The 14,297-nt window shown below is 51.5% G+C and carries 7 protein-coding genes; all 7 read left to right on the top strand.

The features are described from left to right. On the top strand, positions 1–565 hold a 565-nt coding region (locus tag B5D63_RS23790), incomplete at its 5' end, for an acyl carrier protein (RefSeq protein ID WP_143313064.1). Between the two features lie 10 nt (positions 566–575). Further along, the gene (locus tag B5D63_RS23795) at positions 576–3,686 is read left to right on the top strand and encodes a cyclic peptide export ABC transporter (RefSeq protein ID WP_078671376.1); all 3,111 of its coding nucleotides are present in this window, start codon (positions 576–578) and stop codon (positions 3,684–3,686) included. A gap of 5 nt (positions 3,687–3,691) precedes the next feature. Further along, positions 3,692–5,164 (top strand): serine hydrolase domain-containing protein, encoded by a 1,473-nt coding sequence (locus B5D63_RS23800; RefSeq protein ID WP_078671377.1) that lies wholly within the window; start codon positions 3,692–3,694, stop codon positions 5,162–5,164. A 46-nt stretch (positions 5,165–5,210) separates the two neighbouring features. Further along, positions 5,211–6,614 (top strand): aspartate aminotransferase family protein, encoded by a 1,404-nt coding sequence (locus B5D63_RS23805; RefSeq protein WP_078671378.1) that lies wholly within the window; start codon positions 5,211–5,213, stop codon positions 6,612–6,614. Positions 6,615–6,619: 5 nt separating this feature from the next. Next, positions 6,620–7,390, top strand: coding sequence for an aspartate/glutamate racemase family protein (locus B5D63_RS23810; protein ID WP_078671379.1), 771 nt, complete (start codon positions 6,620–6,622; stop codon positions 7,388–7,390). Positions 7,391–7,403: 13 nt separating this feature from the next. Next, positions 7,404–8,288: a thioesterase domain-containing protein gene (locus tag B5D63_RS23815; RefSeq protein ID WP_078671380.1), complete on the top strand. Its 885-nt coding sequence runs from the start codon at positions 7,404–7,406 to the stop codon at positions 8,286–8,288. Positions 8,289–8,321: 33 nt separating this feature from the next. Continuing rightward, a complete protein-coding gene (locus B5D63_RS23820; RefSeq protein WP_078671381.1) occupies positions 8,322–14,282 on the top strand; it encodes a glucoamylase family protein in 5,961 nt (1,986 codons plus the stop codon). The last annotated feature ends 15 nt before the right edge of the window (positions 14,283–14,297 follow it).

Consider the following 14,297-nt stretch of genomic DNA (forward strand, 5'->3'; position numbering starts at 1 on the left):
TTCCGGGGTAGGTACCGGCAGCTTAAAACATTGGATAAGCATCTGTTTCGACGGCCTGGAATATGGTGATAAAACCGGTGGTGGTATTACGGGCGAGGAACTGGCAGAGGTGTGGCGCCGCATCATGAGCGTCCGTCATCTGCCGCAGGTGGTGATTTCAGTGTCTGATCTGCAGCTGCGGCTGCAGCAATGGGTCAACCGGGAAGTGGCTGTTGCCGGTCCGGCAACGGACGGGCCGGACACCTCGCCGGAGGCAGTGACGCCGTTGCACGATGCCGAATCTGTGGCGCCGTCGTTGAAACGGTTATGGGAAGACTTTTTTGGTATCCGGGATATACAGCCTGATGACGACTTTTTTGAAATAGGCGGGGACTCGCTGAAAGCATTGACGATGATCGACCGCCTCCGGCAGCATTACCGGGTGGACATTTCCTTCACAGAATTCATCAACGGACCTTCTGTAAAAGAAATCGGAGCATATATCGACACGGCGTTGAAAAAAGCGGCCACAGACAAACATCGTCTGCAAATGCATAATCTGTTGAAAAAGGAAAGTATTATCTAAATCACACGATATGATGAAAGGAACAAGTCTGCGCCGGGTACTATGCCTGTTGGTACTTAGCTGTGGTATGCTGCCCGTGGTCTCTGCACAGCAGGCGTTTCCTGATACGGTCCTGCAAAAGATCGATCAGAAAGTAACCCGGTTGATGGAGGAAGGAAAAATCCCCGGTCTGAGCCTTGTCGTGGTCAACGGAGACCAGCAACTGGTGCGGCATTATGGATACGCGGACCTGGAACGTAAAAAAACGGTGACGGACAGTACGCTGTTTGAAATAGGCTCATGCAGCAAAGCTTTTACCGCACTGGCGGTACAGCGGCTGATCAGCGAAGGCAGGATCTCGCCTGATGCGCCGGTACAGCAATATATTCCCTGGTTTAAAGTCACGTATAACAGGAAGCCTGCCATTATCACGGTCCGGCAGTTATTGCATCATACGAGCGGCATTCCATGGCATTCTATCGCCGCTATCCCTGCATCGGCAGCCGCCGACGCGTTGGAACAAACCGTGCGGCAGGTAGTGGACATGCGGCTGGAACATCCACCGGGAAAAAAATTCGTGTACGCTACCGTCAATTATGATATTCTGGCGCTCGTAATACAGCAGGTAAGCGGACAGTCTTTCGAAACCTACCTGCAGCAGCAGGTGATCGATAAGCTGGGGCTGACACATACAACCATCGGTAAACCCCGCGACAGCATCAACATGGCAGTGGGGTACAAGATCGGCTTCTGGACGCCGAGGGCATATGATGCGCCCGTTTTCAGAGGGAATTACGCCGCCGGATATGTGATTGCCGATATCCGGGACATGGCGGCGTGGCTGAAGTTCCAGATGGGGTATCACAAAACGCCGCTTTATGATCTGGCCGTGGCCACGCATCAGCGGGACGAAACCGTGTTGCCGCATGATATGTATGGTTATGTTTATGACCGGTTGTCTTCATATGGTATGGGTTGGGAAATTTCACTCAGCGGCAACGGAGAGATATATCACGGAGGACTGAACCCCAACTATACCACCTATGTCGCCATGCGAAGCCAAAAACGTTACGGCGTGGCTGTGCTGGCCAATTCCAATAGTCCTTCCACGCCGCTTGTCGGTTATGAGATCATGAAAATGATGGCAGGCGAAACACCCGAAAAATCTTTCGATCATGACCCCGGCATAGATAAACTTTTTTCTACCATTGTATTGGTGGTATTGTTTTATGCGCTGGTGGTGATGGCCTATTTAACCTGGCTGGTAAAGGATATCATCGCCAAACAACGGCGCTTCGAAGGGCTTACAGCCAGAAAGGCGGGCAATATGTTGCTGCTATTGCTGGCGATGCTGCCCTTCGTTTATGGGTTGTATGCATTACCATACGCCATGATGCGGTTTACCTGGCCTGCCATTATCGTTTGGGCGCCCCTCAGTTTCCAGGTGGCTATGATAGCGATATCAGGGGCACTCGTCCTCAGCTATGCCGTGTTTTGTATCAGCCTGTTCTTTCCGGGCAACAATATATACAAGCGGAAAGCGCCGCAGATATTGCTTTTAAGCATTTTATCCGGATTGGCCAATATGTCGGTGATTGTGATCATCACCTCGTCATTTGAGAGCGATATGCCCTTTCGGTACATGTTGTATTACTATCTGCTGACGCTCATTGTATACCTGACCGGCAGGCGCTTTGTACAGGTCAATTTGATCCGGATCACCCGCGACCTGGTGTATGAGCTCAAGCTGCAGCTCACAGAGCGGATCTTTTCCACTTCCTATCAGCGATTTGAAAAAATTGACCGGGGAAGGATTTACACTGCATTGAATGACGATATTGATACGATAGGGTCTTCCATCACCACTTTTATTATGCTGGCCACCAGTTTGTTTACCGCGATCGGGGCTTTCATTTACCTGGCATCTATAGCGTTCTGGGCTACGGCCATCACGGTTTTTATCATCCTGTCATTGTCAGCCCTGTATTATTTCGTCAGCCGCTCTACCAATATATATTTTGAAGAAGCCAGGGATGTGCAGAATGTGTTCATGCGGCTGATCCACGGCATGATAGATGGCTATAAGGAAATAAGCCTGCACCGGAATAAAAAGCTGGAATACAGAAATGATGTGGGGGACACGGCGGAAGAATATAAGGTGAAGATGAATAAAGCGGAAATCCGGTTTGTTAACGCCTTCCTGGTGGGGGAGTTGGTGCTGGTCCTGTTATTGGGCGTAGTGGCATTCGGTATTCCAAAGTTATTTCCGGGCATCCGGCCTTATACGGTGATGAGCTTTGTCGTGGTGCTGCTTTACCTGATTGGTCCTGTAAATGAAATACTGAATGCTGTTCCTTCGCTGATGCGGTTGCGTGTTGCCTGGAAGCGTATCCGGAAATTCCGATCGGATATACCCGCCAATATGGACCTGCAAGCTCCGGCGCCGCAGTTGCTGCAACAGGTAGACAGCCTGGAAGCCATGCATGTAATGTATCAGTATAAATCAGAAAACGAACGGCATCCATTTATGGTGGGGCCTATTAACCTGAAGGTGAAGGCGGGAGAAATCGTTTTTCTTATCGGTGGCAACGGCAGCGGAAAAACCACATTGGCCAAGCTGCTTTGCGGATTGTACGAGCCGGATGAAGGGCGATTGCTGATCAACGGTACTATCGTTGGGGCCGCTGAGCTGGGCGAATATTTTTCTGCGGTCTTCAGCCCGGCCCATCTGTTTGATAAGCTCTATAACGTTGGTACGGCCGAACGCGCCGGAGAGATACAGCGTTACCTGCGTATGCTGGACCTGGAGGAGAAGGTGACCATAAAAGACAATCACTACAGCACCGTTAACCTGTCTGGCGGACAGCGGAAACGCCTGGCTTTATTACAATGTTATCTGGAGAACGGCCATATCCTGTTATTTGATGAATGGGCCGCCGACCAGGACCCTTCTTACCGTAATTTTTTCTACCGGGTGTTGTTGCCCGAAATGAAAAAAGCAGGTAAGATCGTGATTGCTATCACCCATGATGATAACTATTTTGATGTGGCCGATAAGGTGTATAAAATGAACCAGGGCAAGCTGGAATCCTATAACGGTGATGTCATTTTTGCCACAGCACCCATTAACCCATTTATATAAGTTTTATGGAAAAAGGAACCAATGTTTTAAGCTGCTGTACAGCGATTTTTTCATGGCTGTTGCTGTTAGTTTCCCTGGGAGCGGCAGCACAGGCCCCGGCCACGTTTACCGCCGGTAAAAAACGGATCAACATCCAATCGTTCAACCGGGAAGTGGAACATGTTATGCAGGAGATGGGAGTGAATGGCGTGTCGCTGGCGGTCATCAGCGATGGCCGGCTGGTGTACGACCATGCCTACGGCTACAAAGCGTCCGACAGGAAAGAGCGCGTAAACAGGGAGACGGTATTTGAAGCCTGCTCTGTCTCCAAAACGTTCCTCTCTTATGCTGTATATAAGGTGGTGGATGAAGGCAAGCTGGACCTGGACAAGCCTATGTACCAGTATCTTCCCAATCCGTCACTGGAACATGACAGCCGCTACAAGCTGATCACGCCCAGGATGATTCTTTGTCATGCTTCAGGTATCGAAAACTGGAAGGACTTTAATGATCCGAACGTGCTGGAAATCGTATCAGATCCGGGAAAACAGTTTATCTATTCCGGGGAGGGATACGAATACCTGGCGAAAGTGCTGGAAGGTATTCTGCATGAGCCCTACGAGTCTTACATGAAAAAGCTGGTGTTTGATCCGATGGGTTTAAAACACACTTTTACCACTTTCAAAAATGGTCTTCCTGATAACTATGCAACAGGTTATACCGCGTTGGGTAAAAAGATCGATAAATGGAAGAACGCCGAACCGGTGCCTGCCGGGGGCATCAATACCACCGCGTATGACTATGCCTTATTCCTGACCAGTATGTTTGATGGGAAACATCTATCACGCGAACGCATCAACGAAGTTTTGCAACCGCTTACCGTGCTTATTCCCGGCGACACCACCTGGTTTTATGGTCCCGGCTTTGAGGTGCAGTATCATGGAAAAGACACGATCGTGTTGCATGGCGGGGATAATCCGGGCTTCGAATCTTTTGTATGTTATTCCATCACCAACAGAAGCGGCCTCGCCTTGTTCACCAACTCCGAGCGCGGCAGGGCCATGGTTAAAAAGCTAAGCAGTATGTCCATTGGGCTGGATGTGGTGCCTACCGTCGGGTCGTCCATTGCAGAACAATATCCCAGCCCGGTCGAGGAACTGGTAAAAGCGTATAAACAAAAACGTGCGGCTGGTTTTTGGCAGAAAGTGACGGAACTGGAAAAAAAAGGTAACGGTAAGCTACCGGAGAAAACGCTGACAGAGCTGGGCTGGATTTTTTTCAGTGCAGACCCGCCATTGGCGAAACGGATACTGGAAGAGAATGTCTGCGATTATCCCGAAGCGGCCGGCGGACGCTTCCTGTTAGGTTTGCTGAATGAAAACCATGGCTCTTACGAGGAGGCGTTGAAGCACTTCAGAAAAGCCGAAGAAATGAATTTTGTATTGTTTCCCGTAGCCCCCGAAATAAAAACATGTGAGCAGAAACTCGCGAAAAAGTAACCCGAACCACACAATTAGTTTTTCTCCACGCTAAACCCGAAAGTTTATGAATAAGTTTGATGCATTTCATTTAGCACAGCAACCTGATATCGTGACCGGTGCTGTTCCCGGTCCCCGCTCCGAAGCGCTGATAGCCCGGCAACAAGCCCTTGAAAGCAGTATTGTTTCCTATCCCAAAGGTCTGCCTATTGCCTTAAAACGGGCGAAGGGGGCTATTGTGGAAGATGTGGATGGCAACCGTTTTATTGATTTCTTCAGTATGGCGGGCGTGCTCAACGTCGGCCATGTTAATCCGTATGTGCTGGAATATGTAAAAAAGCAACAGGAGGAGCTGGTACACGCGCTGGACTTCCCCACAGAAAATAAACTGGACCTTATCGAAAAAATACTGCGCGAAATACCGGAACCGGCAAGGGCGCAGTTTAAAGTGGCTTTTTGTGCTTCCACGGGATCGGACGCTGTGGAGGCCGCCATTAAACTGGCGAAGCACAAAACTGGTCGGGAAGGCGTGATCGCCTTCCATGGCTCTTATCACGGGATGACTTCCGGAGCCTTGTCGGTGACCAGCCACACGCAACTGAAGTCAGGCTTTAAGTCGCTGTTGCCCAATGTTACTTTCATTCCCTATAGCTACTGCTACCGGTGCCCGTTCAATCACCAGAAAGAATCCTGTAAGCTGGATTGCGCGGAATATCTCCGTTATCTGCTGGAAAACCCGCATTCCGGTATGGTAAAGCCGGCGGCCATTATCGTTGAACCTATCCAGGGCGAAGGCGGTACGGTTATTCCCAAAGAGGGATTTCTGGAAAAGATTATCCATATCGCCAGAAAACATGAGGTGGTGGTGATTTTCGACGAAATACAAAGTGGTTTCTTCAGAACAGGTGAGTTCATGGCGTACAACAACAGCGATCTTCTTCCTGATATTATCACCATGTCTAAAGGACTGGGAGGTATCGGTTTCCCGGTTTCGGCCATTGTGTATAACAAATCTGTTGAGTCCTGGGGCGCCGGGGACCATATCGGCACTTTCCGCGGCAACCAGGTAAGCATAGCGGGCGGGAACGGCGCTTTTGATTTTATTAAGGAATATGAAGTAGAGGCGCACGTAAAGGAGATGGGAGCGTATCTGCTTACCAGGCTGCAGCAACTCATGGAGCAGTTCTCCTGCATCGGCGACGTCAGGGGCAAAGGTTTGTTTGTGGGCGTAGAATATGTGAAAGACCGGTATACCAGGAAACCGGATGCTGAGCTGGTAAAGAAGCTCCGGCAGGAATGCCTCCGGCGTGGATTGATATTTGAAACAGGGGGGCATTACAATAACGTGGTCCGTTTCCTGCCACCGCTCATTGTTAACCGTGAAATCATTGACCATGCTTTACGGATTTTTGAGGACGCTCATCACGCAGTGATCGGACAGCCGGTAGCGGATACTATCACCCAAATATAACCACCATGTTCATGACGACAGACCCCAGGAAAGTGATCGGCATCGTGGGCGGTATGGGGCCGCATGCCGGAGGGGCATTGTTTAATAATATTACCGTCCATACGCGGGCCCGGGCCGATCAGGAGCACCTGTCCGTTATCCTGATGTCATTTCCCGGTAATATGACCGACAGAACGCTTTTCCTGGACGGGAAAGCGCCTGTCAACCCGGCGGCAGGCATTGCGCAGGTGATTGGTAAGCTTGAACAGGCGGGCGCAGAAGTCATAGGCATCGCCTGTAACACCTCCTATGCGCCCCGGATTTATGATGTGGTGCTGGAGGAACTGGAGCGGCGTTTCAGTAAAGTCAACCTGGTGCATATGCCGTTGGAAACATGCAGGTATATCCACCGGTATCCGGCACGGATACGCAGAATAGGACTGATGACCACCAATGGCACCTACCGGTCGGGCGTGTATAAGAACATCCTGGAGGAATGGGGCTATGAGGTGGTGCTGCCGGCATTCGATTTTCAACATCAATATATCCACAGGGCGATTTATGACCCGGTATTTGGGATAAAGGCGAATGCTGCTGGTATTACAGATGAAGCGATCATGCTGCTTAACCATGCTATTGAATTTTTCAGGGACCAGAAGGCAGATGCCGTGGTTTTCGGATGTACGGAGCTGTCGCTGGTGCCACGTATGCATCTGCCGGATGAAATACTGATAGTAGATGCGCTGGATGTCCTCGCCCAGGCGCTGATAAGGGAAGCGCTGTCAGAAACAGATTGATTAAAAAGACATTATGTGTAACATTTTCAGCAAGAAAAACAGACATATCAGGATACTGAACTACGAACAGCATACCCGTCCCCTGTTTATTATTCCGGGCACCGGTGGGAAGTGCCATAGCTTCAGAATGTTGGGACGCATGTTCAGAAATACCTGTTCGTTGTATGGCCTGGATATGATGGGTGCAGGCAGGGGGGAGGCCCCCCTGAAAGATATACCCGGCATTGCCGCGCAGAATATCGCATGGATACGCGAAGTACAACCTTCCGGTCCGTACCGGATTATCGGTCACTCCTTTGGTGCTTACATCCTGTTGGAAATGATCAAACAACTGGAGGCTGCCGGCGATGCGCTGGACTTTGCCATTGTGCTGGACCAGGCGTTGGAAAAAACATTTAATCCCCCGCTGGAATGCAGCGAAGCGGATTTTATGATGTTCCTGGCGCAGGGGTATTTTGAAAGCTTCAAAGTCCTGGCCCAACCCTATCCTGAATGGGTGCTGGAGATGAAAGCGCATATAGACACGCTGCCACCCGCAGAGATGATGCCTTACATCACCGCCTGTATCAGCGACAGGATACCCGCGGTGGCCGGCAAGGTGGAATATTTTTCCAGGCTGGTCAACCTCCGCTTTTACAATGATACCATGACTTACGTACCCGCCGGAAAAATATACGCTCCGGTCATCCTGCTGAGGGCCGGCAAAAACAACTGGCAGGGTATGGAGGAAACCCTCGGCTGGTCAGCATTCTCGGATAATATCACCGTAAAGACGGTGCCCGGTAACCACTATAATCTGATGAGAGGCAAAAACGCGATTGAAGTTGTACATGTCATCAAAAACAGCATCGCCGCCTGCGAAAGAAGTTCCGCATTCCCCGTTGTACCGGTATTGTGACCCGTTTACTTAACCCGCAATTTAAAAGAAGTTATGATCTATAAACTGTTGCGACTACGAAAACCATCTTTTGACGACCGCTATGGATACCTTGAAAAGGAGGCGGAGGACCATCCGCCACTACGGTCGGTACTGTTGGGGCAGGAAGAGCTGGCTGCGCATTGTAAGGTAATGGCAGAGAGAGAAAAACCCGTTGCCGGAAACAATACGATAGACTGGAATAAAAATCTCGCCGGAATAGCAGATTGCCTTGACCAGGTAAATGCCGTGCTGGCGGATACGGATAGCGCGCCCAGAGAGGTGCTGACCATGAAGGAGTGGACCACCGCAGATTACTTTCTGATACAGGGATATGTCAATAAACTAAAAGCGCTGCTGGGCAAAGTACATCCTTCCCTTCCCTTCGTCCGTAAAGGCATCAACGGCCGGCAACCCCGGCTCTATAGCTTCCTGGTAAAAATTGTTTCACATACGGACACGCAGATAACTTTCCAGAACCTCGTCCTGTTTTTTAAGGCCTATCAGCAGGTGTCGGCAATGTCTGCCATGGAGCTGAAGGCAGTTCCTGCATTGGTCCGCTATGTGCTGATAGAAAATATCCGGCGGCTGGCTGTGCGGTTTGCACTGGCTGCAGTTGACAGTCAGCATGCGCGCGATTGGGCGGAAAAACTGATCGCCGCCACTCCAAAAGATAAGGCTTCCTCTGAAGTGCCCGCACAGGAGTTGCTGTCTTCCGGCATGTTGATGAAGGGCGTCTTCACCGCCGAACTGATAGGGCAGTTGCTGAAGCACAATGGGGACACGGCGCACCTGCTTTCGCTGGTCAGCCAACGGTTGGCCGAGAAGGGGCACGATGCCGAACACTATGTTTACAAGGTGCAGGAAACACTGGCTGCAGACAAAATATCGCTGCGCAACAGCATTAGTGCGTTGCGTATGCTGGATGCGATCGACTGGCACGACTTTACACACGAGGTCAGCGTGGTGGAATCCATTTATATGACAGAGCCTTGCGGAATATATGCCGCCATGGATTTTAATACCCGCAACTACTATAGGTTAGAAACTTTTGCTGTCGCTACGAAAGCAGCGAGGAGCGAGACGGCTGTTGCGCAGGCAGCCATGGAAATGGCCGGCGAAAAGGACGTGCATGTTGGGGTGGTGCTGTTGGGAGAAGGCCGGCGGGAACTTGAAACCAGACTGGGTATCCCTCCCGGCGGTTGGCTTAGCAATATTAAAAAAACCGGCGCCTGCCAGTTGCTGATGTACCTGGCGGGTATTGTTGGCATAGCCAGCCTGATATCAGGATTGCTGATTTTCCTTTTCCAGCACCACGATACTGCTGTTGGATGGGTATTGATAACCGCTGCGTTGCTGCTGATCAGTACCGGTTATATCAGCACGATGATCGTAGACAGACTGGTAATGCTGGGAAGAGAACCGGAACTGCTGCCACGGATGGATTATTTTGAGGGTATCCCCGAGGCATCGCGCACGCTGGTGGTGGTGCCCGGTATGCTGACAAGTCTTGCTGAGGTCGACGAGCTGGCTACTGCGCTGGAAGTACGGTTTTTAGGCAACAGGCATGAAAATTTACACTTTGCATTGTTGACCGATTTTAAAGATGCCGCATACGAATTATCGGCGGAAGAGGAAGCCTTGCTGGCCACGGCGGCGCACGTGATCGGAAAACTGAATGAAAAATACGGAGATAAGGACCGCTTTTTTCTTCTGCACCGGCATCGGCGGTGGAATGCGGCGGAACAATGCTGGATGGGACATGAAAGAAAGCGTGGAAAGCTGAATGATCTCAACTACCTGCTTCGGGGCAGCGGCGAAGAAAATTTTCTGAAGATCGTTGGTAACAAAGAGATATTCGCCGGTGTGAAATATGTTATCACGCTGGATGCGGATACGCAGCTGCTCCCTGAAACCGCGTGGAAGATGGTGGCAACCATGGCGCACCCGCTGAACCGCCCGGTGTATTGCGAAAAAAGAGGCAGGGTGGTAGCTGGTTACGGCGTGTTGCAACCGCTCGTGAAGCTGGACATCAGCGAAATGAAACAATCGATGTACCATCAGCTGACGGGAAGCGGGCCCGATGTTGGTCCCTACCTGCGGACATTTCCTGATGTGTACCAGGACCTTTTTAAAGAAGGCTCTTTTATTGGAAAAGGGATTTATGACGTGGACATTTTTTTAAAGGCACTGGGAGGAAAACTACCGGACAACAGGGTACTGAGCCATGATCTGCTGGAAGGTGGTTATATGCGTTCCGGTATGCTCAACGATGTCAAGTTGAATGAGAGCGCTTTTACTTATTGGGTAGATCTTAAACGTAGGCACCGTTGGATCAGGGGCGACTGGCAGATTGCGGCCTGGTTGGGCCCACGGGTCCCCGGGCCTGACGGCAGACGGTCTGCGAACCCGTTGTCGGCATTGTCCCGCTGGAAAATATTCGATAATCTGAGAACAAGTTTGTTCCCGGTTGTCTCTTTGTTGCTGTATTTTATGGGATGGACAGTGTACGTGCCCCTGGTGGCCATCTGTCCCACTTTGATACTCCTATGGTCAAAACTGACAGAACCGAAAAAATTTTTCCTTCGCAGGGATAAGCGCAAAGAAACCTTCAGGGAAATACGTAGCCGGACAATATTGGACCTGTACGCGCTCGCCTGTCTTCCTCACGAAGCCTGGTGCGCTGCGGATGCTACCTGTCGCGCAGTCTGGCGTATGATGGTTTCCCGCAAAAAGTTGCTGGAATGGGTGCCTTCGGGGAAGGTGCACGGTACTTACACCAGCCTGGCTGAAGTTTACAAGCTAATGTGGATCGCGCCCGTGCTCGGCCTGGTCAGCCTGGTCTGGTTGCAGCCTTTGGGGCTGCTATGGGTGTTGGCTCCGCTCATCGCCTGGAGACTGAATCTGCCTGCCGTCGAAAAACAACCTGACCTGCGGGCAGGTCAACAGGAATTTTTAAGATCACTGGCACGCAAGACCTGGGCTTACTTTGAGGAGTTTACTAATGCGGAGCATCACTGGCTGCCACCGGACCACTACCAGGAATTTCCGGCAGGCAAAGTTGCGGCCTATACTTCTCCCACCAATCTGGGGCTTGGTTTGCTGGCCGATCTGTCGGCATATGATTTCGGGTACCTCGCTCAGGGTGAATTTATAAAGCGTACACACCAGACGCTGCATACTATCGGCCAGTTGGAGCGTTACAAGGGGCATTTTTACAACTGGTATAATACCCATACGCTGAAACCATCCTATCCAAGATATGTATCGTCGGTCGACAGTGGGAATTTCGCCGGGCATCTGCTGGTCATGCGGCAGGGTGTAAAGGGAATGATTGATCAGCCGTTGTTCACTGCGGCGTTATTCAACGGTTTGCTGGACACGCTCCGGTTGTGCAGGCATACCGTGTTAACGGCCGCTTACGGCCGGGAGCTTGCCGACCGGGCCGGGAAAGATATGTTTTCGTTGCAGGATGTCCGCATACTACTGGAACGCTTTGAATCGGATATCCGTGCCGCCCTCGTAAAGACTGATTCTGTGCCGGAGGGTGACAGCGCCTATTGGTTGTCTGCCCTGCGCAGGCAATGCGGTAACATCCTGGCCGATATGCGGGTGTTGGCGCCATGGGCCTGGGCGCAGGAATCGGACGACGTCGGTGCGGGCCAATGGCCGCAGGCAACAGTGACATTGCGCGGGCTGGCAGACGGGCCATCGCACGGGTGTCTGCAAGGTGCATCGCAGGTTGCCCGGGAACGGGTGCAGGCACTGGAACAAATTTATGCGCAGTGTACTGCCTATGCAGATATGGAATACGATTTTCTGTACGACGAAGAGCAGCATTTGTTGTCTATCGGGTATCGTGTGGAAGAAGGTACGCTGGATGTGGAGTGCTACGATGTGTTGGCCTCGGAAGCCAGACTGGCCACCTATGTGGCCGTCAGCCAGGGAAAGCTGCCGGTGGAAAGCTGGTTTGCGCTGAGGCGGCCGCTGGTAAATATCGATGGCAACAGTATCCTGCAGTCGGCCAACGGCACCATGTTCGAATACCTTATGCCGTTACTGGTCATGCCTGCATATGACGATACGCTGCTGCATCTGGCATGCAGGTCGGCCGTAACGCAGCAGATATCGTACGGCCGGCAGCATCAGGTGCCCTGGGGAATTTCAGAGTCCTGTTACAGCACAACTGACCTGAATTTGAATTATCAGTATAAAGTGAATGGCGTGCCGGCGCTCAGTTTGAAAAATGGCCGTATGGCGGAAGAGAGGGTGATGAGTTCCTACGCGGCAGCCATGGCTTTAATGGTTGCCCCGGAACAAGCCGCCATTAACCTGGAAAGGATGGCCGCTGAAGGGTTTGATGGCCGTTACGGGCTGATTGAATCCGTTGACTATATGCCTTCCCGTATGCCTCATGGACAGACAGCTGTACCGGTACGCACCTTTATGGCGCATCATCAGGGCATGAGCCTCCTGTCACTGCATTACCTGCTGGCAGATAAACGTATGCACCGGTATTTTGAAGCCGACCCTGAGCTGCGGTCGGCCGTTATGCTGCTGCAGGAAAAAATACCATGGGATGAGGTGTGTTATATCGATGACGTGGACGCCAAAGCAGCGGAAGAAACCGCGGACGTCCATCCCGGGGAAGAGATGGGCAGCATGAACGTGGCAGCGGACGACAGGAAAACAAGGGTGCAACTTCTGTCCAACGGAAGGTATCATCTTATGGCTACCGCTTCCGGCGCTTCTTTCAGCCGTTGGAATGATGTAGCGGTGACCCGCTGGAGAGATACCCGAAACACCAACGGCGGCCTGTTTTTCAGAATAAGGGAGCCGGATACGGATATGATCTGGTCTTCGGTTTGTCATGACAGGTCGGGCTACAACGTCACCTTCCTGCATGGCCAGCTGCGCTGGACGCACTTTCATCAACAACTGGAACTGAACTCCGTCCTGGCCGTATCCCCGGAAGATGACCTGGAAGTCAGACAGGTCACTATTTACAATCATTCCGATCATCCCCGTTATGTGGAGATAACAGGATATGCCGATCTGCTGTTACGCCCCATGTCCGGACAACCAGAACATACTATCCTGGAGGCGGAGGTAAGGCCCGCACAACAGGCGATACTATGCAGGCGGCGTACACCATCGGACACCGCTGCTGCCGAACTGTTCTTCAGGATGAAAGCAGGCAGCCGGTACGACTGCGAGTACAGGTATGAAACCGATATTACGCCCGAATCGTTGCAGCAACAAACCGAAAGCCTGCGATCGGGCATTATTGCCACGATCAAATGTTATCTGACTTTACCTCCGCAATCATCCGTGACGGCAGATATCTGTCTGGGAATTGCAGGCAACCGCCAGGCATGCGAAGCACTGCTGGAAAGAACCATCGCAGCACCCCGGCAAGAGGCTGTATTTGCCGAAGCAGCCCGGCATGTACATACGTTGTTGCAGCAAACCAACGCAACAGAAAAAGAAGTACTGCTGTCCACCGGGCTGTTGGGGCGCCTGATCTTCACGGATAACCTGCTGCTGCAGGGTGTCGTGCATGGATATCCTGCCTGCTGCAGCGAGTCTCCGACGATTCTGCTGAGAGTCAGGCAGACTTCCGATATGCAGGCCGTGGAGCAATTGGTGGAGCTTCACACTTACTGGCGACTGCATGGGCTTTCTGTGAACCTGGTAATACTGAATGAAGACCAGAGCAGTTACCGTCACTTTTTTCACCGCCTGATTTACGAATTCATTAACGCCGGCCCTGCTGCGGAAGCATTGAACCGCCAGTACGGCGGTATCCTCGTCAGAGGAGCCCATGCTGCACTGGAAACGCTGGACAGCTACAGTGCCAACGTGCATGAGATCGTATCGGAACAATGGATATTCCAGGGCAGCCGCCTGAAAGGCTTTAACACCGGTATCAATAAAACACCCGTCCCTGCGACAGGAGCTTTAATAAATTTATAACCTTGAAATTTATCG

This window comes from Chitinophaga eiseniae (assembly GCF_900167135.1).
In the GTDB taxonomy this organism is placed as follows: Bacteria; Bacteroidota; Bacteroidia; order Chitinophagales; family Chitinophagaceae; genus Chitinophaga; species Chitinophaga eiseniae.

Excerpts from the sequence above, each read along its gene's own strand:
- B5D63_RS23805 (WP_078671378.1), top strand. The coding sequence starts at position 5,211 with ATGAATAAGTTTGATGCATTTCATTTAGCACAGCAACCTGATATCGTG.
- B5D63_RS23815 (WP_078671380.1), top strand. The coding sequence starts at position 7,404 with ATGTGTAACATTTTCAGCAAGAAAAACAGACATATCAGGATACTGAAC.
- B5D63_RS23800 (WP_078671377.1), top strand. The coding sequence starts at position 3,692 with ATGGAAAAAGGAACCAATGTTTTAAGCTGCTGTACAGCGATTTTTTCA.
- B5D63_RS23795 (WP_078671376.1), top strand. The coding sequence starts at position 576 with ATGATGAAAGGAACAAGTCTGCGCCGGGTACTATGCCTGTTGGTACTT.
- B5D63_RS23810 (WP_078671379.1), top strand. The coding sequence starts at position 6,620 with ATGTTCATGACGACAGACCCCAGGAAAGTGATCGGCATCGTGGGCGGT.
- B5D63_RS23820 (WP_078671381.1), top strand. The coding sequence starts at position 8,322 with ATGATCTATAAACTGTTGCGACTACGAAAACCATCTTTTGACGACCGC.